The sequence below is a fragment of the Nocardiopsis sp. CA-288880 genome (genome assembly GCF_050955985.1).
Taxonomy (GTDB): domain Bacteria; phylum Actinomycetota; class Actinomycetes; order Streptosporangiales; family Streptosporangiaceae; genus Nocardiopsis; species Nocardiopsis tropica.
In genome coordinates this window covers 6,378,903-6,401,259 of record NZ_CP192105.1, presented here as the reverse complement: position 1 = coordinate 6,401,259, position 22,357 = coordinate 6,378,903, and the positions used below count along the sequence as shown (strand labels likewise).

The 22,357-nt window shown below is 72.8% G+C and carries 13 protein-coding genes and 1 riboswitch; of the genes, 8 read left to right on the top strand and 5 right to left on the bottom strand.

What is annotated here, in order from left to right:
- The first annotated feature begins 76 nt into the window (after positions 1–76).
- Positions 77–1,234, top strand: coding sequence for a pyridoxal phosphate-dependent aminotransferase (locus ACQPYD_RS27575; RefSeq protein WP_433702152.1), 1,158 nt, complete (start codon positions 77–79; stop codon positions 1,232–1,234).
- Positions 1,235–1,294: 60 nt separating this feature from the next.
- Here the strand turns inward: ACQPYD_RS27575 and ACQPYD_RS27570 are convergent, their stop codons facing one another.
- The 5 genes from ACQPYD_RS27570 to ACQPYD_RS27550 form a co-directional block, all read right to left on the bottom strand.
- The gene (locus ACQPYD_RS27570) at positions 1,295–2,719 is read right to left on the bottom strand and encodes an APC family permease (protein WP_433698350.1); all 1,425 of its coding nucleotides are present in this window, start codon (positions 2,717–2,719) and stop codon (positions 1,295–1,297) included.
- Between the two features lie 370 nt (positions 2,720–3,089).
- A complete protein-coding gene (gene glgB, locus ACQPYD_RS27565) occupies positions 3,090–5,273 on the bottom strand; it encodes a 1,4-alpha-glucan branching protein GlgB (RefSeq protein ID WP_433698349.1) in 2,184 nt (727 codons plus the stop codon).
- A gap of 409 nt (positions 5,274–5,682) precedes the next feature.
- Positions 5,683–7,074, bottom strand: a complete 1,392-nt coding sequence (locus tag ACQPYD_RS27560) for a maltokinase N-terminal cap-like domain-containing protein (RefSeq protein WP_433698348.1) — start codon at positions 7,072–7,074, stop codon at positions 5,683–5,685.
- A gap of 1 nt (position 7,075) precedes the next feature.
- Positions 7,076–9,118 carry a maltose alpha-D-glucosyltransferase gene (gene treS, locus ACQPYD_RS27555; RefSeq protein WP_433698347.1) on the bottom strand — a complete coding sequence of 681 codons (2,043 nt, stop codon included), beginning with the start codon at positions 9,116–9,118 and terminating at the stop codon, positions 7,076–7,078.
- 107 nt (positions 9,119–9,225) lie between these two features.
- The gene (locus tag ACQPYD_RS27550) at positions 9,226–11,196 is read right to left on the bottom strand and encodes an alpha-1,4-glucan--maltose-1-phosphate maltosyltransferase (RefSeq protein WP_433698346.1); all 1,971 of its coding nucleotides are present in this window, start codon (positions 11,194–11,196) and stop codon (positions 9,226–9,228) included.
- Between the two features lie 735 nt (positions 11,197–11,931).
- On the opposite strand from ACQPYD_RS27550, the gene ACQPYD_RS27545 reads away from it, so the two are divergent.
- From ACQPYD_RS27545 to ACQPYD_RS27515, 7 genes are all read left to right on the top strand, one after another.
- On the top strand, positions 11,932–14,295 hold the full coding sequence (locus ACQPYD_RS27545) for a transglycosylase domain-containing protein (protein WP_433698344.1): 2,364 nt from the start codon (positions 11,932–11,934) through the stop codon (positions 14,293–14,295).
- Positions 14,296–14,389: 94 nt separating this feature from the next.
- Positions 14,390–14,497, top strand: a riboswitch (TPP riboswitch).
- Positions 14,498–14,607: 110 nt separating this feature from the next.
- Complete coding sequence (locus ACQPYD_RS27540; RefSeq protein ID WP_433698343.1) at positions 14,608–15,219, top strand: ECF transporter S component; 612 nt, start codon at positions 14,608–14,610, stop codon at positions 15,217–15,219.
- A 105-nt stretch (positions 15,220–15,324) separates the two neighbouring features.
- Entirely contained in the window at positions 15,325–16,821 is a 1,497-nt protein-coding gene (locus tag ACQPYD_RS27535; protein ID WP_433702151.1) for an ABC transporter ATP-binding protein, read from the top strand.
- Positions 16,818–17,609 carry an energy-coupling factor transporter transmembrane component T family protein gene (locus ACQPYD_RS27530; protein ID WP_433698342.1) on the top strand — a complete coding sequence of 264 codons (792 nt, stop codon included), beginning with the start codon at positions 16,818–16,820 and terminating at the stop codon, positions 17,607–17,609. The genes ACQPYD_RS27535 and ACQPYD_RS27530 overlap by 4 nt, the downstream gene beginning before the upstream one ends.
- A gap of 54 nt (positions 17,610–17,663) precedes the next feature.
- Complete coding sequence (locus ACQPYD_RS27525; protein WP_433702150.1) at positions 17,664–18,452, top strand: enoyl-CoA hydratase/isomerase family protein; 789 nt, start codon at positions 17,664–17,666, stop codon at positions 18,450–18,452.
- A gap of 377 nt (positions 18,453–18,829) precedes the next feature.
- A complete protein-coding gene (locus ACQPYD_RS27520) occupies positions 18,830–21,166 on the top strand; it encodes a protein kinase domain-containing protein (protein ID WP_433698341.1) in 2,337 nt (778 codons plus the stop codon).
- A 406-nt stretch (positions 21,167–21,572) separates the two neighbouring features.
- Positions 21,573–22,352, top strand: coding sequence for an electron transfer flavoprotein subunit beta/FixA family protein (locus ACQPYD_RS27515; protein WP_267946423.1), 780 nt, complete (start codon positions 21,573–21,575; stop codon positions 22,350–22,352).
- The last annotated feature ends 5 nt before the right edge of the window (positions 22,353–22,357 follow it).

Below are 22,357 nucleotides of genomic sequence, written 5' to 3'. Positions count from 1 at the left end.
GCGTCCCCGGTCGGGAGTGGCCGGTGGCGGGGCGTGTGGATACGCTCGTCGGGTGGAAGAACCGCTGATCGAACGAATGCGCGTGTACGGCGAGACGATCTTCGCCGAGATGACGCGTCTGGCCATGGAGACCGGGTCGGTCAACCTGGGACAGGGTTTCCCCGACACCGACGGTCCCCGCTCCCTGCTGGAGGGCGCCTCCCGCCGCGTCCTGGAGGGGGTGAACCAGTATCCCCCGGGGCCGGGGAGGCCGGAGCTGCGGCAGGCGGTGAGCCGGTACCGGGCCCGCCACTACGGCATCGAACTGGATCCCGACAGCGAGGTCTACATCACGGTCGGGGCGACCGCCGGCATCGCCGCCGCGATGCTCGCCCTGGTGGAGCGCGGCGACGAGGTGATCGTCTTCGAGCCGATGTACGACTCCTACGCCGCGATGATCACCTTGGCCGGGGGCGTGCGCAGGTCGGTGACGCTGCGCCCGGACGCGGTCTCGGGGCGGTTCACCTTCGACCCGGAGGAGCTGCGCGCCGCCGTGGGGCCCCGCACCCGCATGGTGCTGGTGAACTCGCCGCACAACCCCACCGGCACGGTCTTCACCCCGGACGAGCTGGAGGAGATCGCGCGGGTGTGCCGGGAGCACGACCTGATCGCGTTCACCGACGAGGTGTACGAGTTCCTGACCTTCGACGGCAGGCCGCACGTGCCGCTGGCGACCCTCCCGGGTATGCGGGAGCGCACGGTGTCGGTGTCCTCGGTGGGCAAGATGTTCGCCGTCACCGGCTGGAAGACCGGCTGGGTGATGGGCCCGGAGCCGCTGGTCAGCGCGGTGCGCACGGTCAACCAGTTCCTCACCTTCTCCGCCAACGGCGCGCTGCAGCTGGCGGTGGCGGACGCGATCGACGACGAGTGGGAGTGGGTGGCGGCCCAGCGCGCGGCCCTCCAGGGCAAGCGCGACCGCCTCGCGTCGGGCCTGGCCGCCGCCGGGTTCGAGGTGAACGTGTCCGAGGGCACCTACTTCGTGATGGCCGACATCCGCCCCCTGGGGTTCGGCAGCGGGCTCGACGTGGCGAGGGCCCTGCCCGGCGGGGCCGGTGTCGCGGCGGTGCCCGCCCAGGTGTTCTACGACCACCAGGAGGAGGGGGCGCACCTGCTCCGCTTCGCGTTCTGCAAGAGGGACGAGGTCCTGGACGAGGCCGTCTCCCGGCTGACCGCGTGGCACGGGCGCGGGGCCTGAACCGCGACGGGACGCCGCCGGACCCGGCACGCGGTCCTCCCCGCGGGGAGGACCGCGTCCTCATGTGCGGGGGGCGCCGGCGCGGGCGTCCATCGCCTCGACCAGGCGGCGCTCGGCGTCCGCGCCGGGCGCGATCCGGGGGAGGCGCCACAGGAGCGCGGCGCCCGCCGCCCACCACAGGGCGACCATGAGCCACTCGTGGGGCCAGCCCAGCGCGGCGGGCATGCCGGGCAGGTACAGCAGGAACAGCCCGAAGGTCAGGACGAGGGCGGTCACGCCGACCGGCACACCGGCCGGGACCGTGAAGGGCCGCTCCATGGCGGGGTCGCGACGGCGCAGCACCAGGAAGCTCACGACCACCAGCATGTAGGCGGCGACGATGTTCATGCCGCCCGCGTTGGTGAGCCAGACGAGCATCGGGCGGCCGAAGAACGGGGCCGCCAGGGACAGCGCCCCGATGAACAGGACGGCGTTGGAGGGCGTGCGGAAGCGCGGGTGCAGGTGGCCGAACCAGGCCGGGAGCATCCGGGCCCCCGCCATGGCGAAGACGAGGCGGCTGCCCCCGATGAGGAAGGCGTTCCAGCTGGTCAGCAGTCCGGCGATGCCGCCGAGGACGAGCAGGTCGCCCATGGCGTCACTGCCCCACAGGGCGGCGACGGAGTCGGCGGAGGCCAGCTCGGACGCGGAGAGCTCGGCGGCGGACAGCCCGGCGCCGGCGGTGAGTACGACCATCACGTACCAGGCGGTCGCGCAGAACACGGAGACCACCAGCAGCGTGCCGACCATGCGGTGGGGGATCCTGATCTCGGAGGCGGACTGGGGGATGACGTCGAAGCCGACGAACAGGAACGGGACCGCCACCAGCACCACGAACACGCCGGGGACGCCGCCGGTGAACAGGGGTTCCATGTTCTCGGCGGAGCCGCCGACGAACGACCCGGTGAGCATGACCGCGCCGACGGCGACCAGGAACAGCACGGCGACGACCTGGAAGGCGCTGGCCGGCCTGATGCCGACGTAGTTGACCGCCGTCATCAGCACGGCGACGACGACGCCCACGGCGACGAGGTCGGCGTGCACGTCGTGTCCCGCGATGGTCCACAGGTGCCCGACGCCCATGTCGGGGAAGAGGTAGACGAGTGTCTGGGGGACGGCGACGGCCTCGAAGGCGACCACGGACACGTAGCCCAGGACCATGGCCCAGGAGGCGGCGAAGGCGCCCCTGGGGCCGACGGCGCGCATGGCGTAGTGGTGCTCGCCGCCCGCGTGGGGCATCGCGGAGACGAGTTCGGCGTAGGTGAGGCCGACGAAGGCCATGACGACGCCGCCGATGACGAAGGCGAGGGCGGCGCCGAGGCTGCCCGCCGCGCCGATGAAGTCGCCCACGAGCACGATCCAGCCGAAGCCGATCATCGCGCCGAAGCCGAGCGCGAGCACGTCACCCCTTCCCAGGACCCGGACGAAGTTCTGGCGCTTGTCGGTCATGGGCGATCCCAACGCTCGTGCCTGTGATGGGGGACACAAAAGCACGTCGGCGGATCAGAGTGAAGGTGTCGTTCCGGACATATTCTCCCGTCCTGTTGGCCAGTCAGTCGCAAGATCCGATGATCCTCTGTCATGCCTGACGGGGGAGGGCGGCCATGGAGTCACGCACGGTGGCCGGAGGTCCGGGTGTCACGCCTGGTCGGCCGCGGGGCGCCCGGGGACGGGGCCGGGCGGATCACGGCGGGTGTGCGCGGGAGGGCGGTCGCCGACGGCCCCGGACGGCCGCTGCGACGCGTCGAACCCGTGGCGGGCGAGGCCGGGCCCCGGCCGCCCCACGGGCGGCCGGGGCCGTTCGGCGGCGCCGGCGCGCCTACCCCTCGGGCTCGAACCAGACCGCTCCCAGGGGCGGGAGGGTGATCGGCGCCGAGTGCGGCTGGCCCTGCCACGGGGTCGGCTCGGCGTCGACGTGCGCCGGGGCGGCGTGCCCGGAGCCGCCGAACCTCGTCTCGTCGGTGTTGAGGACCGCGTTCCAGCGGCCGCCGGACGGCAGGCCGATCCGCCGGTCCCCCCGGGGCACGGGCGAGAAGTTGACCGCGCAGGCCAGCACCGAGCCGTCGTCCCCGTGGCGCAGGTACGAGAGCGTGTTGCCCTCGTGGTCGCCGCCGTCCAGCCACCGGAACCCCGCGGGGTCGGTGTCCAGGGACCACAGCGCCGCCCTGGGCCGGTAGAGGTCGTTCAGGGTCTTGACCAGGCGCTGGACGCCCGCGTGGTGCTCGAACTGGAGGAGCCACCACGGCACGCCCTCCTCGTGCGACCACTCGTCCCCCTGGGCGATCTCCCCGCCCATGAACAGGAGCTGCTTGCCGGGGTGCGACCACATGAAGGCGAGGAGCGCCCTCAGGGTCGCCGAGCGCTGCCACTCGTCGCCGGGCGGCTTGTTGAACAGCGAGCGCTTGCCGTGCACCACCTCGTCGTGGGACAGGGGCAGCACGTAGTTCTCGCTGTACGCGTAGACCATCGCGAACGTGACGTCGCCGTGGTGGTACTTGCGGTGGACCGGTTCCTTCTTGACGTACTCCAGGGTGTCGTGCATCCACCCCATGTTCCACTTGAACCCGAAGCCGAGCCCTCCGCTGTCCACCGGGGTCGTCACGCCCGGGTACGCCGTGGACTCCTCGGCGATCATCGCGACGTGCGGGTTGCGCCGGTACACGGTGGTGTTGAGCTCCTTGAGGAACCCGATCGCCTCCAGGTTCTCCCGCCCGCCGAACACGTTGGGCTCCCAGGCGCCGGAGTCGCGGGAGTAGTCCAGGTAGATCATCGAGGCCACCGCGTCCACGCGGAGGCCGTCGACGTGGAACTCCTCCAGCCAGTACAGGGCGTTGGCGACGAGGAAGTTGCGCACCTCGGTCCGCCCGTAGTTGAAGATCAGCGTGCCCCAGTCGGGGTGCTCTCCCCGCCGCGGGTCCGGGTGCTCGTACAGCGCGGTCCCGTCGAACCGGGCGAGAGCCCAGTCGTCCTTGGGGAAGTGCGCGGGCACCCAGTCCAGGAGCACGCCCACCCCGGCCCGGTGCAGCGAGTCCACCAGGTACCGGAACTCGTCCGGCGACCCGAAGCGCGGCGTGGGCGCGTAGTACGACGTCACCTGGTAGCCCCAGGAGCCGTCGAACGGGTGCGCCGTGACCGGCAGGAACTCCACGTGCGTGAACCCCAGCCCGGTCACGTACGCGACCAGCTGCTCGGCCAGCTCGACGTAGCCCAGGCCCGGGCGCCAGGAGCCCAGGTGCACCTCGTACACGCTCATCGGGGCCCGGTGCTGCTCCACCCCTTTGCGCTCGGCCGTCCACGCCTGGTCCCCCCAGGAGTACGACGACGTGGTGACCACCGACGCTGTGGCCAGCGGCACCTGCGTGCGGCGCGCCATCGGGTCGGCCTTGTCCCGCCGGTGCCCGTCCGCGCCGAGGACCTGGAACTTGTACAGGGCCCCGTCGCCCACCCCGGGCAGGAACAGCTCCCACACACCGGAGGAGCCCAGGCTCCGCATCGGGGTTCCGACGCCGTCCCAGTGGTTGAAGTCGCCGATCACGCGTACGCCGCGCGCGTCCGGCGCCCACACGGCGAACCCCGTGCCGGGCACCTCGCCGATGGGCGTGTCCTCGACCCGGGTGTGCGCGCCGAGGGCGTTCCACAGCTCCTCGTGGCGGCCCTCGCCGATCAGGTGCAGGTCGAGCTCGCCGAGGGTCGGGGCGAACCGGTACGGGTCGGCGGCCACGTGCTCGGCTTCCCCCTCGGCGTAGCGGGCCGCGATCCGGTAGTCGGGCGGGGACCCGAGCCCCTTCCCGGACACCTCGCCGGAGAAGACCCCGCGGTGCAGGTGTTCGAGGCGCACCCGGGAGCCGTCCCGCAGCACGGCGTGCACGTCCAGCGCGCCGGGGCGCAGGGCCCGCAACACGGTCCCGCGGCCCTCGGCGTGCGGGCCGAGCAGGGAGTGCGGGTCGTGGTGGCGGCCCTCGACCAGTCGGTCCAGGGCCGACAGGAGCGCGGGGTCCGGCACGGCGGCCCTCCGCCGGGCGGCGGGAGCCCCGGTCCCGGACCCGGGGGCCGCCTTCGCGGCGGCCCTCCCCGTGCCCTTCCCGGCGGCCTTCGCCCCCCGGCTTCCCGGTGCGGGCTTCCCGCCGGAGGGCTCCGGCCCCGCGGACGAGGGCGCCACGGCCCCGGGGGCGCGCGCGGCGGCCTTCCCCGCCCCGGACGCGGTCCTTCCGGCCTTCTCTGTGGTGGTCCTCGCCGCCGTGGTCCCCTTCGGGGCGGCGGGCCCCGCGGTCTTCGCGGAGGTCCCCGTCTTCGCGGCGGCGGGTGTGCTGTCGGCCGAGGTCATACGGCTCCGTAGTGCTCGTTGCGGTCGGTCGTCACGGGTCGTGGTCGTGTGTGCGGGCGGCCCGCCCGAACGGGAGGGCCGCCCCGGGCTATCCGGGCACGGGCGGCGCCGCGGCCGCGGCGGCGATGGACTCCAGCGGCACCCGCAGCCAGTTCGGCCGGTTCCGGGCCTCGTACAGGACCTCGTACACGGCCTTGTCGAACTCGAACGCCCGCAGCACCGCCAGGTGCTTGTCCGGATCGGATCCGCCCCCGTCCGCGTAGCCGCGACAGAAGGCCTCCCGGTTGTTCCGGGCCCAGGCGCGGGCGGCCCACTCCAGTTCGGGGTCGTCCGGGTGCCCCACCAGCAGGAACCCGGCCGCGTAGTCGAAGGAGCGGAGCATCCCCGCCACGTCCCTCAGGGGGCTGGACAGGCGCCGGCGGTCCCGGACCGGCATGGTGGGCTCGCCCTCGAAGTCGAGGAGCACCCACCCCTCCCCGGTGCGGACGACCTGGCCGAGGTGGTAGTCGCCGTGGATGCGCTGGATCGGCAGGGGCTCGTCCACCTCGGCGAAGTCGGCGTAGGCCGCCATCACCCGGGGAGCGTGCTCGGCCAGCTCCGGTACCTCGGCGCCGGCCGTCGCCAGCCGCTCCGCCATGGCCTGCGCCAGCTCCCCGGCCCCCGCCGGGGAGAGCACGTCCGTGGGCAGGGCCCCCGCGAGCGACCGGTGGACCCGGGCCGTGGTGCGTCCCAGCCGCGCCGCCTCCTCCGCGAAGGCGGTCTCGCGGTCGGTCCCCGCCCCGTCCAGCAGGGCGCGCGCGCCGGCGGTGGCGAGCACCCACCCGTCCGCGGCCTGCGGGATGAACGTCTGCAGCATGGCCAGGGTCGTGGGCGTCGCGTACCCGGGCAGGTCGGCCTCGATCCACCCGCACGGCCGGGCCGCGTACGGGGACCCGGACAGCGCCATGTTGAGCTCCAGGTCCGGGTTGGGGCCCGGCCAGAGTCTGCGGAAGGTCTTCAGGACGTAGTCCTGTCCGAAGACCAGCGACGTGTTGGACTGCTCCCCCGTGAGCATCCGCCCGGGCGAACCGGTGCGGATCCGCTCCCCGGGCAGGGTCCGGAACCGGACCTGCCCGGAGAGGCCGGGGGCCGCGGGCAGCGCGAACCGCTCCAGGAGGAGACCGGTCAGCTGTGCGTCGTGGGCCGCGTCGTAGACCGCCTTCGGCCTCCCGCGGTCGGCCCGGCACACGCCGATGGCGGCGCGGGCCAGGTCCGGCGGCAGGGAGCCCGGCGGCCGCGAGCCCAGGAGCACCTGGTAGCGGGAGCTGTGCCCGCGCTGCCCGGTCCGCACGACGAGGACGTCGAGGCCGGGGCCGTCCGGCCCCGTGGTCACCAGGGTGTGTCTGCTCTCGATCCGGAGCTGCTGGATGGGGATCCCCTTGCCGGAGAACCAGCGCTGCCGGGGCAGCCAGGCTGCCAGGAGTTCTTCGAGTCGGGACATGTCAGAGAGGACCGTTTCCCTTCCCGCCACCGCCCCGGTCCGTCGGCTCCGGCACCGGGCCGGGGGCGGCCGGTTCGGCGGCGGGCCGGGCGGGGGTCCCGGGCGCGCCGTCGCGGAGCGCGGGCACGGTACCGGCCGGGGCGCTGGACGTGGTGGTGGCTGTGGTGCGGCGCTCCGCGCCGGGCGGGTCCGCCGGGCGTCCGGCGGCGTCGAAGGCGGTGCGCACGCTGACCCCGGCGGCCGGAAGGCCGTAGGTCGGCAGCCCGTCCCGTCCACCGTCCGTTCCCGCCGGCTCGTGGTCCGCGGGGAGCTGGAACCAGTAGAAGCCGTGGCCGGGCAGGGTGAGCAGGTACGGCAGTTCCCCGATCTCGGGGAAGCGCACGCCCCCCACGCACTCCACCGGGCTGACCCCGGCGTAGCGGGACAGGTCCAGTTCGACGGGCTGCGGGAACCTCGACAGGTTGTTCACACAGAGCATGCGGTCGTCGCCGTGCTCGCGGATGAACGCCAGGACGCCGGGGTTGGTGGCGTTCAGCTCGGTGAACTCCCCGGTGCCGAACACGGGGTGGCGCTTGCGGATCTGGATCATCCGGCGGGTCCAGTGGAGCAGCGAGCCGGGGTTGTCGCGCTGGGCCTCCACGTTGAGCGCCTGGTAGCCGTAGACCGGGTCCATGATCAGCGGCAGGTACAGGCGGGCCGGGTCGCCCTTGGAGAACCCGGCGTTGCGGTCCGAGCTCCACTGCATGGGCGTGCGCACGGCGTCGCGGTCGCCCAGCCAGATGTTGTCGCCCATGCCGATCTCGTCGCCGTAGTAGAGGACGGGCGAGCCCGGCAGGGACAGCAGCAGCGCGGTGAACAGCTCGATCTGGTTGCGGTCGTTGTCCAGGAGGGGCGCGAGCCGCCGCCGGATCCCCACGTTGGCGCGCATGCGGGGTTCTCTGGCGTATTCGGCGTACATGTAGTCGCGTTCCTCGTCGGTGACCATCTCCAGGGTCAGCTCGTCGTGGTTGCGCAGGAAGATCGCCCACTGGCAGTTCTGCGGGATGGGCGGGGTCTGGGCGAGGATCTCCGAGATCGGGAACCGCTGCTCCTGCCTGACCGCCATGAACATGCGCGGCATCAGCGGGAAGTGGAAGTTCATGTGGCACTCGTCGCCGCCGGACCCGAAGTCGCCGAAGTAGTCGACGACCTCGGAGGGCCACTGGTTGGCCTCGCTCAGCAGCACGCGGTCGGGGTAGAGCCGGTCCACCTCGGCGCGCACGCGCTTGAGGAACTCGTGCGTCTCCTTGAGGTTCTCGCAGTTGGTGCCCTCGCGCTCGTAGAGGTAGGGCACGGCGTCCAGGCGGAACCCGTCGATGCCCAGGTCCAGCCAGTAGCGCAGAACCTCCAGGATGGCCTCCTGGACGGCGGGGTTCTCGAAGTTGAGGTCCGGCTGGTGGGAGAAGAAGCGGTGCCAGTAGTACTGGCCCCGCACCTCGTCGTAGGACCAGTTGGAGGTCTCGGTGTCGACGAAGATGACGCGGGCCCCGTCGTAGCGGTCATCGGTGTCCGACCACACGTAGAAGTCCCCGTACGGACCGTCGGGGTCCTCCCGGGAGGCCTTGAACCACGGGTGCTGGTCGCTGGTGTGGTTCATGACGAGGTCGGTGATGACGCGGATGCCGCGGCGGTGCGCCTCGTCGAGGAGCTCCACGAAGTCGGCGGTGCGGCCGAACTCGGGGAGGATCTTGAAGTAGTCCGAGATGTCGTATCCGCCGTCGCGCAGAGGGGACTCGTACATCGGCAGCAGCCAGAGGCAGTCGATGCCGAGCCACTGGAGGTAGTCCAGTTTCTGCACCAGCCCCGCGAGGTCGCCGGTGCCGTCGCCGTTGGAGTCGAAGAACCCCCGGGCGAGTACCTCGTAGAAGACGGCGTGCTTGTACCAGTAGGGGTCACCGGTGCCGCCGGAGGACATGAGCGGGCCGGTGGCGGCCCCGGTGGCCGGGGCGAGCGGACCGTGTTCGGCGTGTACGCGTCCGCCGGGGCCGTGCTCGTCTTTGCTCATCTGCTGCTCCCCACCAAGAATGTTCGACATCGGGTCAACGGGCGTTCCGGGCACGGGCGGGGGCCGGCGGGGGTGGCCCGCCGGCCCCGGTCCGTGGTCCGGGGCCGCTATCTGCCGTTGACGGTGAACACGTGCGCCGGCCCGGTCGCGGGGTCGAGGCGGACGTAGTTGTCCGCGCCCCAGGTGTAGGAACGACCGGTCAGTTCGTCGGTCACCTCGAGTTCCTCCTCCCACGTGTGGCCGATGGACGGCAGATCCAGGTGCACGGTCGCCTCGTGGGCGTGGTGCGGGTCGAGGTTGACGACGGCGATGACGGCGTCGTCGGGGTCGCCGGGCCCCGCTCCGGGCCGGTGCTTGGAGAAACAGATCAGCTCGGGCCGGTCGACGTGGTGGAAGCGAAGGTTGCGCAGCTCCCGCAGGGCCGGATGCGAGCGGCGCAGCTCGTTGAGCCGCGTGATGAGCCCGCTGATGGACTCCCCGGCGGCCTCGGCCGCGGCCCAGTCGCGGGGCCGGTACTGGAACTTCTCCGAGTCCAGGTACTCCTCGCTGCCCGGGGCCGCGGGGGTGTTCTCGCACAGCTCGAAGCCGGAGTAGACGCCCCAGGAGGGGGAGAGCAGCGCCGCCAGCACCGCGCGGACCTCGAAGGCGGGCCGTCCGCCGTGCTGGAGGTAGGCGTTGAGGATGTCCGGTGTGGAGGGGAAGAAGTTGGGGCGCAGGTAGTGGGCGGTCTCCCCGGTGAGCTCGGTGAGGTAGTCGGTGATCTCGTCCTTGCCGTTGCGCCAGGTGAAGTAGGTGTAGGACTGGTGGAACCCGACCTTGGCCAGGGTGCGCATCATGGCGGGGCGGGTGAAGGCCTCGGCGAGGAAGAGCACGTCGGGGTGCTCCCGGGCCACGTCGGCGAGCAGCCGCTCCCAGAAAACGACCGGTTTGGTGTGGGGGTTGTCGACCCGGAAGATCCGGACCCCGTGGTCGATCCAGTGCCGGACGACGCGCCGGATCTCCGTGTACAGGCCCTCGAAGTCGTTGTCGAAGTCGAGGGGGTAGATGTCCTGGTACTTCTTGGGCGGGTTCTCCGCGTAGGCGATGGAGCCGTCGGCCCGGGTGGTGAACCACTCGGGGTGCTCGGCGACCCACGGATGGTCGGGGGAGCACTGGAGGGCCAGGTCGAGGGCGATCTCCAGGCCGTGCTCGGCGGCCTCGCCCACGAACGCGTCGAAGTCGGCGAGCGTGCCCAGGTCCGGGTGGACGGCGTCGTGGCCCCCCGCTGCGGACCCGACCGCCCACACCGAGCCGGGCTCGCCGGGGCCGGCGGACAGGGCGTTGTTGGCGCCCTTGCGGTGGCTCGTGCCGATCGGGTGGACGGGGGGCAGGTAGACGACGTCGAAGCCCATGCCGGCGATGGCGGGCAGGCGTTTGGCGGCGGAGGCGAAGGTCCCCGAGCGCTCCTGTCCGGGGGCCGTGTCCACCTGGGCGCCCTCGGACCTGGGGAAGAACTCGTACCAGGAGCCGAAGAGCGCCCGCTCGCGGTGGACGACGACCCCGGTGCGCCCGGACCTGGTGACCAGCTCGCGGATCGGGTGGCGTTCCATCCCGTCCAGGACCTCGGGGGTGATCGCCGCGGCGAAGCGGTCCAGCGGGGCCGCAGAGGCGTCCCTCAGGACCTCGGCCGCCCTGGTGAGGGCGGGGTTGCGGGGCACGCGCCGGCCGGCGCGTGCGAGCAGCCGGGCCCCCTCCTCCAGGACGGGCCCGGTGTCCTGGCCCAGGGGGAGTTTGACCCGGGCGACGCGGTGCCAGGTGGTGAAGGGATCGGTCCACGCCTCGACCGAGAAGGACCACGTCCCCTCGGAGGGGAGGCTGATCTCGGCCTCGTAGCGGTCGGTGCCGGGCGTGTGCTCGCGCATGGGCACGAGGCGTTCGCGGCGGCCCCGGGGGGAGTACACGACGACCCCTGCGGCGAGGGAGTCGTGGCCCTCCCGGATGACCGTCGCTCCCACGGTGAAGCGTTCCCCGGGAACTGCTTTCACCGGACCGAGGTCGTTGTCTGGAGAGATGTCGAGGATGGGCAGGCGTCCGATCACTGGCTACACCGTAATTGTCGTGGTTCGGGCGTTTCTGAGCGCGAGCGGTTTATGGCAGGCAAAAATAACCTGTTGTTAATCCGACGCAAGACGGAGTTAACGAAGATCCGGAACGAGAACTGTCCGGATTACGGCTTCGGTTCCCTCTGCTGTCTATCGTCTGCCCTCTTGTGGTGTTTGGCGGAGTGTCGGGGCCGGATAATTTGTGTGTTCCTCATCACACTGGCCGGAAGGCTTGGGGCCTGGTATTTGTCGGGTTTCACCTGGGTAAACCGCACATATCAGTCATAAGGAAACAGGGGATTCAGCTGCCTCTGTGGTTGTTTTCTGATGGTCTGTGGTGAAAGGACGGAAAATTCGTCGGTCGTGTTGGTCGGTGGGCCGTCCTGGGTAGGGATCACCGAATGCACCCGGGGTCCGCCGGGCCGTATTCCGGACACGCGGGTGTGTCGGAATGATCGCCCCGGGCCCTTTTGTCGCGAATTCGGGCGCGCCCGCCGCGGCGCCGTCCGCCGAGGTTGTTTCGCCCGGATGACGAGTGGGCCGCGCCCCCGTTTCGCGACCTCCCGCCGACGCGTCGGGGCCGGGCGCTTTGCCGTGGATTGGGCAAGCTTTTCGATGACACGCCCGATTCGGCCTCCCGGGCTTTGCGGTGCCCCTGCGAGCGTGGAGGTCGCAGTGCCCTGCTCCGCGCGCGCGACGCGGACGGGGCGTCACACGGCCGAGGGGGGCGACGTGACGGAGCCGAACCAGGACGGTCCTGCACGGGGGGAGCGGGGCCCGGACGAGGGCCGGGCCCCGCGGCACGCGCGGGAGGCACGGGAGGCGGGAGGCCCCGGCCGGGGGGCCGGCGGGCCCGGCGCGGCCGCCGGCGGCGCGTCCGGAGCGCCGCGCTGGAGGAGGTGGGCCGACCGGGCCGTCCTCCCCCTGGTGGACCGGCTCCGGGAGCGCGTGACCGCACTCGGCGACGCGGTGGAGCACGGGAGGGGCGCCGGTGACGGCGACCGCCCGGACGGGGGACGCAAGGACGCCGTCCTGCGCCTCACGGGCACGGGAGCGGTCGCCGGCCTCCTGACCGCCGCGCTGGTCATGCCGTGGGTGGGCGGGCTGGGGCTGATCGGAAGGGACACGGCCGCCGCCTTCATGGCCCTCCCCAGCGACCTGGAGATCTCCCCGCTGGCGGAGCGCGTGCTCCTCACCGACGTCGACCACAACCCGATCGCGGAGGTCGCCGACCGCGAGCGCGAGGTGGTGCCCCTGGACGCGGTCAGCCCGTGGGTGCCCGCCGCCCTCATGGCGATCGAGGACGACCGGTTCTACGAGCACTCCGGACTGGACCTGCGCGGCGTGATCAGGGCCGCCATGCGCACCGCGCAGGGGGACACCCAGGGCGGGTCCACCATCACCCAGCAGTACGTCAAGAACCTGCTCATCGAGCAGGCCTCCACCGAGGAGGAGGTGGAGCGCGCCAGTGAGCAGACCCTGGGCCGCAAGCTGCTGGAGCTGCGCCACGCCATCGACATCGAGGACCGCCTCACCAAGGACGAGATCATGGAGGGCTACCTCAACCTCGCCTACTTCGGGGCGGGGGCGTACGGCATCGAGGTGGCGGCCCAGCGGTACTTCTCCGTCTCCGCGGCCGACCTGGACCCGGCGCAGGCCGCCACCATCGTCGGGCTCGTCCGCAGCCCCTCGTTCTACGACCCGCTCAACAACCGCGAGGCCGCGCGCGAGCGCCGCGACCTGGTGCTGGAGCGGATGGGCGCGACCGGCCACCTGGACGCGGCGCAGGTCGAGGAGTACTCGAGCCGGGGGCTCGCGCTGGACCCGACCCCGCGCGGAGGCAGCTGCTACCACTCGGAGCAGCCGTTCTTCTGCGACTTCGTCATGCGCTGGCTGCGCGGCTCCGACATCCTCGGGGAGCTCCAGGGGGAGCGCGACGAGGCGCTCACCAAGGGCGGCATCACCGTGCGGACCACGCTCGACGGGAAGGCGCAGCGGGCCGCGGAGGAGGCCATCGAGCGGTACGTCCCGGCGGAGGAGTCCACCAAGTTCTCCGCCCAGGCCATCGTCGAGCCCGGCACCGGCCGGATCCGGGGCATGGCGCAGAACCTGCGCTACGGGTTCGACGACGAGGCGCTCGGCACGACCTCCATCAACCTGGCGGTCGACAGCGAGGCCGGCGGTTCGCTCGGCTACCAGGCGGGGTCGACGTTCAAGACGTTCACCCTGGCAGCCGCCCTGCACTCCGGGCTGGGCTACGGCACCAGCTTCTCCTCCCCCGAGAGCGTCTCGGTCGGAGGGCTCGAGAACTGCGACGGCGGCGTGATGTCCGGGTGGAGCGTGAGCAACGCCGGGGAGAGCGACGGCGGCCGGCACAACATGATCAGCGCGACCAAGGGGTCCGTGAACACCTACTTCGCGCAGCTCCAGGAGCGCGTCGGCCTCTGCGAGACCTCGGAGATGGCCGAGCGGGTCGGCATCCACCGCGCCGACGGCCAGCCGCTGGGGGTCTGGAGCTCCTTCACCCTGGGGGACCAGGAGGTGTCCCCGCTGACCGTCGCCAACGCGTACGCCACGTTCGCCGCCCGCGGCACCTACTGCGAGCCCGTCCCGGTGGTCTCCGTGCGGATCGGCCGCGAGGGCGCCGAGGGCACCCGGGAGGTCGCGGCGCGCACCGACTGCGAGGAGGGCAGGGTCGGGCGCGACGTCGCCGACGGGGTCAACCACCTGCTCCAGCAGACGTTCAAGGGCGGCACCGCCAACGGCCTCGGCCTCGGCCGCCCCGCCGCGGGCAAGACCGGCACCACCGACAACGCCGCCTACGCCTGGTTCGCCGGCTACACCCCGAACCTCGCGTCGGCCGTGGTCGTCGGCGACATGCGCGGCGGCGAGGAGAACCCGCTCCAGGGCGTGACGATCGGCGGGCGCTACTACGGCATCGTCTACGGCGGCACGCTGCCGGGCCCCATCTGGCAGGCCACCATGCGCGGGGCCACGGCCGACCTGCCGGCCGAGGGCTTCGCCCCGTCGCCGAAGGCGTTCGGCAACCCGTCGGCGACGCCCCCCAAGGGCGGGGACGACGAGGGCGACGCCTGACCGCGCCCGCCGGCGGGCGGGGTCGGACGGGGGCCGGAACGGGGGCCGTGGGGAGGGAACACCCCGCGGCCCCCGTTGTTGACGCATAATGGAGGGAAACCGACAGGGGAGCGCGTGAGCGCTGAGAGTGCGGCACCCGGCCGCAGACCCTTACACACCTGATCTGGGTCATGCCAGCGAAGGAAGTCGTAGGAACCCGTCTCCGGCGGCGTGCTCCCGCGCACCCGGGACGGACCCGGCGCGCGGCACGTCCTCCGGCGTCGCTCTTGGCCACATGGGCCCTCGTCCACCCCGACGAAGGGACACCACCTGATGAGCACCGAGACCGGGCGTACCGGATTCTGGCGCGACGTCCTCGGACGGCTGCGCGGCTGGCGCACCGTCGACATCGTCGTGGCAGCCGTGATCGGCGTCGCCGTCGGCGTCGTCTTCTGGCTCTGGAACATCGTCTGGTCGGTCACGACCCCGCTCTTCGTGGGCTTTCCCCCCGCGCAGGCGGCGGTCTACGGAATGTGGCTGATCTCCGGCGTCCTCGGCGGGCTGGTCGTCCGCAAGCCCGGCGCGGCACTGCTCACCTCGATCGCGGCCTCCCTGGTGTCGGCGGTGCTGGGGACGCAGTGGGGGGTCATGGTGATCATCGACGGGACGCTCCAGGGCCTCCTCCCCGAGCTGGTCTTCCTGGCCTTCGGCTACCGGCGCTGGGGCATGGGCGCGGCCGTGCTCGCGGCGGCCGCCGCCGGCCTCTCCCCGGCCGTCCGCGACAACATCGTCTACAACGTGACCTGGCCCCTGCACTTCCAGCTCGTCTACGGCGTCATCGTCGTGATCAGCTCGGCGGTCATCGCGGGCGTCGGCGCCCGCCTCCTCACCACCGCGCTGGCCAGGTCGGGCGCGCTGGCCCCCTTCCCGTCGGCCAGGGGCTGACCCGTGGCCGACCACGACCGCCGCGGCCCCGCGGGGGCGACCGCGGAGCACCCCGCCGCGCCGGCCCCCCTCCGCTCCCCCGGAGGGGGCGGCGCACGCGTCGAGCTGTCCGGCTGGGGGTGGCGCCACGCGGGCCGCGAGTCGTACGCCCTGCGCGGGGTGGACCTCACGGTCGAGCCCGGTGAGCGCGTGCTGCTGCTCGGCGCCTCCGGGTCGGGCAAGTCCACCCTGCTGCACTCCCTCGCCGGACTCACCGGCCCCGACGGCGCCCTCAACGGCGACCAGGAGGGGACGCTGCTGGTCGACGGCCTCCCCGCCGACCGGGGCCGCGGAGGCGTCGGCCTGGTCGGCCAGGACCCGGAGACGCAGCTGGTGATGGCCCGCGCGGGCGACGACGTCGCCTTCGGCCCGGAGAACCTGGGGGTGGACCCCGCCCTGATCTGGCCGAGGGTGGACGAGGCGCTCGACGCGGTCGGCTTCCCGTACGGGCGGCGCCACCCCACCGGCGCGCTGTCCGGCGGGGAGAAGCAGCGACTGGTCGTCGCCGGCGCGCTCGCCATGCGCCCGCGCCTGCTCCTCCTGGACGAGCCCACCGCCAACCTCGACCCCGCCGGGGCCGCCCTGGTGCGCGGTGTCCTGGAACGCCTGCTCGCCGAGACCGAGGCGACCCTGCTCCTGGTCGAGCACCGGGTCGCCGACGTGGTCGGGCTGGTGGACAGGGTCGTGGTCGTCGAGCCGGGCGGCGGGGTGGTCGCCGACGGCGATCCGGCGGCCGTGTTCGCCGCGCACGGGCGCTCCCTCGCGCAGCAGGGCGTGTGGGTCCCCGGTGACGAGCCCTCCCCCGGCCTCGCCCCCGCGCCGGGCGGCGGCCCCCGCGTCGAGGCGGTGGGCGTCACCGCGCGCACCCCCTTCCAGCTGGGGGCGGGCGCCCCGCCCCGGAGGACCGTGCTGGAGGGGGTGGACCTCTCCGTCGCGGCCGGTACGGCGACCGCCCTGACCGGCCCCAACGGGGCGGGCAAGTCCACGCTGCTGACCCTGCTGGCGGGGCTCTCCCGACCCCACAGGGGCGCGGTCCTGCCGCGCGGCCCCCTGGCGGAGGCCGACCGGCGGCCGCTGGCGCGATGGCCCGCCCGGCTCCTGTCCCGCCACGTGGGCACCGTGTTCCAGCACGCGGAGGACCAGTTCGTCACCGGCACCGTGCGGGACGAGCTGCGGTTCGCCCCGCGGAGGGCCGGGGCGGACCGGGCCGGGACAGAGCGGCGGGTGGACGAGCTGCTGGAGCGGCTGCGCCTGACCGGCCTGGCCGACGCCCACCCCTACACGCTCTCGGGCGGCGAGAAGCGGCGGCTGTCGGTGGCCACTGCGCTCAGCTCCGGCCCCTCGCACGCGCCCGGCGTCCTCGTCCTGGACGAGCCGACCTTCGGCCAGGACACCCGGACGTGGACGGAGCTGGTCGAGCTGCTGGGCGGGCTGAGGGCCGAGGGGTGCGCCGTCGTCGTGGCCACCCACGACGAACTCCTCCTGCGGCACTTCGCGGACGCGCGGGTGCGTGTGGCGGAGGGCCGCGCGGTCCCGGGCACGGCGGGGGAGGCGAAGCTGTGAGCGTCTCGGAGGACCGGGGCCGCGGGGGCGGCGGCGTCCCCGCCCCGGACGCGCCGGGCGCCGGGGGAGCGCGCCACTGGCTCGCCCGGCTCAACCCGGCGGCCAAGCTGCTGGCCGCGCTGCTGCTGGGGCTCGGACTGGTCCCGGCCGTGGACGCGGTCACCGGCGGGGTGGTGCTGGCCGGCGTTCTGCTGGTCCTGCCCTTCAGCGGGATCGACCGGCGCACCCTGCTCGTCCTCGGCGGCCCCTTCCTGCTCATGGGACTCTCCAGCGGGCTGGTCAACTACCTGTACGGCGAGCACGGCGCGGAGGGGGCGCTGGGCGCCGCGGTGCGCCTGCTCGCCATCGCCCTCCCCGGCCTCCTCGCGGCCGTCAGCAGCGATCCGACGGAGATGGCCGACGGGCTCGTGCAGAGGCTGGGGGTGCCCGAGCGCCCCGCCATGGGCGTGCTGGCGGCGCTGCGGCTCATCCCCCTGCTGGCCGACCAGTGGCGGACCGTGACCCTGGCGAGGCGGGCCCGCGGACTGGAGGCCGGGCGCAACCCGGTGCGGATGGTCACGCTGTTCTTCGGCAGGCTGTTCGCGCTGCTGGTGCGGTCGATCCGGACGGGGACCCTGCTGGCGACGGCGATGGACGCCAGGGCGTTCGGCACGGGGCCCCGCACACGGGCCAGGGAGAGCCGCTGGCGGGTCGGGGACACGCTCCTGCTCGCGGGTGCGGCCCTGCTGCTGGCGGGGGCGTACGCGCTGTCCGCGCGGCTCGGCACCCTGGTGCTGCTGTTCTCCTGACCCGGGTGATTAGGTGGCCCGGACAGTGACGTCGAAGTGGAAGAGGTGGAGTTCGTGGGCGAGTTCGTGCGTGTGGAGACCGATCCGGACCACCCGGCGGTGGCCGTCATCCGGTTGGACCGGCCGAAGGTCAACGCGCTCAACGCCGTGCTGACGGCGGAGATCGCCGAGGCCGCCACGAGGGTCTCCGCGGACCCCGCCGTACGAGCGGTTGTGCTCTACGGCGGCGAGCGCGTGTTCGTGGCGGGCGCCGACATCAAGGAGATGGCGGACCGCACCCACGCGGAGATGCTGGAGTACGGGCGCAACCTCCAGAACGCCCTGACCCTGGTGTCCCGCATCCCCAAGCCCGTCGTGGCCGCCGTCACCGGGTACGCCCTCGGCGGCGGGCTGGAGCTGGCGCTGGCCGCCGACTTCCGGGTCGTGGGGGAGGGGGCCCGGCTGGGCGTCCCCGAGATCCAGCTCGGCGTCATCCCCGGCGCGGGCGGCACCCAGCGCCTGCCGCGCCTGATCGGGCCCGCCCGGGCCAAGGAGATGATCTTCAGCGGCAGGCACGTGCGGGCGGAGGAGGCCGGGCGCACCGGGCTGGCCGACGAGGTCGTCCCGGACGGGGACGTCTACCGGGCGGCCGTGGCCCTGGTGGCACCGTACGCGGAGGGGCCCGCCGTGGCGCTGGCCGCGGCCAAGGAGGCCGTCGACCGGGGCCTGGAGACGGACCTGGACTCGGGGCTGGAGATCGAGCGCCTGCACTTCGCCGGGCTGTTCGCGACCGAGGACCAGAAGAACGGGATGCGGAGCTTCGTCGAGCAGGGGCCGGGCAAGGCGGTGTTCAAGGGGCGCTGACGCGGGCCGGCGCGCAGTTCGGGGCGGGGGTCCCGGCCGCTCGGGCCGGTGCGCCCGCCCCTCCCTTCCCCAAAGCTTTGTTGTTTTTTGGCATGGTTTTAGTCATTTGTCAGGTTAAGTAGCGATACAGGACCTGCTCCGGTCGTCCGGATCCGGCCAGTCGAGACGAGCGGGGCGGAACCGCCCACGCCAGTTTTCCGTCATACTCGGTGGTGGTCGTCCGAGGGCGGACGGGCCGCCGGACCCCCATTGACCCTCCGGCGGTCCCGAACAGACCACACAGGTCCGAGACGGGCCACACAAGCCAATGTTGACCCATCCCCCGGCCGATAAGCTGGACGTGGTGGTATGCGGTCTTTTGAGGGGATGAGTTCTCGATGGCAATGTCGGCAGGTTTCCCCACGGGTGAGGAGCTGCCGGAGCGCATCGGCCACTACGTGATCCGCCGCCGTATCGGGCAGGGCGGAATGGGCGTGGTGTACCAGGCCGAGGATCCCCGGACCGACCAGTTCGTCGCGCTGAAGGTCCTCAAGCCGGAGGTCGCGGGCGACCACATCGCACGGGCCAGGCTGGCCCGCGAGGTCGAGACCATGCGGCGGGTGCAGAGCCCCAACGTGGCAGAGGTCATCGACGCCGACACCCAGGCCGAGCTCCCGTGGGTGGTCACCGAGTACATCCCCGGGCCCACGCTGGACGCGACCGTCACCGACCACGGCCCGCTCCGGGGCCGCGCGCTCACGCGCTTCATCACCGGGCTCGCCCGGGCGATCCAGGACATCCACGCGGTGGAGGTGATCCACCGCGACCTCAAACCGGGCAACGTGATCATCTCCAACGGCGAGCCGATCGTCATCGACTTCGGCATCGCGCACGCCGTGGACGGCGCCAAGCTGACGCAGACCGGCACGTTCGTCGGCACCCCCAGCTACCTGTCCCCGGAGGTCATCGAGGGCACCGACCTCGGCCCGGCCACGGACATCCACGCCTGGGGCGGCACCGTCGCCTTCGCCTCCACGGGACGCCCGCCCTACGGCGCGGGCTCCTTCGAGGTCATCTTCTTCCGCATCCTCAACGGCGAGATCGACATGGACGGGATGCACGAGGCGCTGCGCCCGCTGGTCAACCGCGCCGTCTCCCGCGACATGCGCAACCGCCCCTCGGCCGCGGAGCTGGTCGCCGAGGCGGGCCGCCTCAACCTGGACCTGCCCTGGACCGAGGACCAGGGGGTCCGGTCCACCGGGCTCACCGGCAGCCACACCGTCTACAACCCCTCCACGGGCGCGGATCCCGAGGGCTCCGGCGGCGGACGGGGAGCGGGCGGGGCCGCGGCCGCGGGAGCGGCCGGAGCCGTGCTCGGCGGAGCCGCCGGATACCTGGCGGGACGCGGCGCCGGCGACGAGGGCTGGGGGCCCGCGCACACCGCCGGCGGCGCGAACCCCGCCTCCAGCGCGTGGTCCGGTTCCGGCGGGTCCCCCCGCTCCACCCACGCCGCCGAGGCGGGCGGGTGGCGCTCCGACGAGGAGGCCACGGACGACCTCTCCGGCGCGCGGGGCGCCCAGCGGTCCTGGGACGCCGACGAGGACCCGACGGACGACCTGTCGGGCGCGCAGCGGGGCTGGAGCGACCCGGAGTCGACCGACGACCTGGGCGGGCTCCGGAGCACCGACCGGATCACCCCGGGCGGCCGCGACGACCTCGACGACCCCCAGGGCACCATGCGGATCAGCCCCGTGGGGGACGACCCGGACGACGCGGGGAGCACCCGGCGCATCCGTCCCGGCGAACCCCCGCGGGACGACCCGCAGGGGACGATGATGATGGACCCCGTGGAGCCCGGCCGGGGGCGCCCCCAGACGGCCGATCCGGAGGACGGGTACCAGGCGCCGCACACGCAGTTCTTCAACACGCCCCTGCACAAGGGCGATTTCGCGGACATCCTCACGCCGGTCGAGGAGGGGCGCAACAGCCGCAACACGCAGGAGTTCGGCGAGGACGACTACGAGGAGCGCGGCGGCTGGCTCAGCCGCTTCAAGCGGGGCAGCAACGACCGTGTGGGGGACTACTTCCGCGGTGACGAGGAGGGCGTCGACGCCGACGGCGACGGTTACATCGACGAGGAGTACGAGGCCGAGGCGTGGCGGATGCACCCGCTGGTGCTCATCCCCGTCATGGTCGCCCTCGCCGGCGTGGCCCTGTGGTTCCCCTGGTTCGGCGCCCTCCTGGGCGTCGTGATCATCGCCGGCCTGGGCGCGCTGGACGTGGTCAAGGCGGAGCACGCGCGCCGCCTCCAGACCCGGGGGCCGCGCAACTCCGACAGCATGGTGGTGGCGCTCAGCTTCCCCTGGGCGTTCGGGCGCATGGCGGTCCGCACCGCCGGGTTCGGCCTGATCTACCTGCTGGCCGGGATCCTGGTCGGCATGGTCTACGCGACGGTCGTGGACGCGACCCCGGGCCAGGGCGCCAACTACACCGGCGCCTTCGCCATCTTCGTGATGGTCCTGCTCAGCTACATCATGCCGAGCGGCCGCGAGGCGCGGCACCAGGCGGTGTGGCTGGTGGAGCGGGCGCGGTTCCGGAGCCTGTACCTCTACATCGGCGTGATCGTCGGCATCGTCCTGCTGACCATGCTGATCCTGTCGATCGGGTTGTCCTCCGCCCCGGACTGGGCGCCGTTCGGCGGACCGTCCGACTGGTTCGACGGCGGATCCTCGTGACGAGCGGCCCCCTCCCGGTCCGGGAGGGGGCCCTCGCGGTTCTCCGGTGGTTCCACCGGTGGTGCGACCGGTTCCGGACCGCCGTGCGCGACCTAGGGTGGTGGGCAGGCCGGCGACCCCGGCCGCGCGGGCCGGCCCCGGTGGGGCCGCGCCCGGCGGGGCCGCCGAATCCGGTGGCAGGGTGTTGGTTAGGGTTTCCTAAGTCACACTTGGGGCCGTGGGTTGGCCTTCAAGCTACTAGCCAGTAACATCTGGTGTACGGGTATATCGCGGGACCGTCCTTGACGTGAAAGGCGGACCCGCCGTCGAATGACCGAACGGCATTCGGCATTGTTGGCAGAACGGGGCGCACCGGCGTCCGCCCGCCACACGGCGGATCAGAGTGCAGGGAGGTCGGCCACCGGCCATGAATATTGTCGTTTTGGTCAAGCAGGTCCCGGACACGGCGACCGAACGGAAGCTCAACCCCGACGACAGGACGCTCGACCGCGCAGCGTCCGACGGCGTCATCAACGAGCTCGACGAGTACGCGATCGAGGAGGCCCTGCTCCTCAAGGAGAAGCACGGCGGCGAGGTCACCGTCCTGACGATGGGACCGGACCAGGCCACCGACTCCATCCGCAAGGCCCTCTCCATGGGCGCGGACAAGGCCGTCTTCGTCAACGACGACGCGCTCCACGGATCGGACGCCCTCCAGAGCGCCTACGCGCTCGCGCAGGCCCTGGGCACCGTCGAGTTCGACCTGGTCGTCCTCGGCTCCGAGTCCACCGACGCGCGCACCGGCGTCATGGGCGCCGCGCTCGCCGAGTACCTCGGCCTGCCGCAGCTCACGCTCGCCGGCAAGGTCGACATCGACGGCGGCGCCATCAGGATCCAGCGCCAGACCGACTACGGCTACGACGTGGTCGAGGCTCAGCTCCCGGCGGTCGTCTCCGTCGTCGAGAAGATCAACGAGCCCCGCTACCCGTCCTTCAAGCTCATCATGCAGGCGAAGAAGAAGCCGGTCGACAAGAAGTCCGCGGCCGACGCGGGCATCGACACCGGCCGGGTCGGCCTGGCCAACGCCACCACCGAGACCGTCGACTTCGCCGCGGCGCCGCCGCGCGCCGCGGGCACGATCGTCAAGGACGAGGGTGACGGCGGCGTGAAGATCGCCGACTTCCTCGCCCAGAAGAAGTTCGTGTAGGCCAG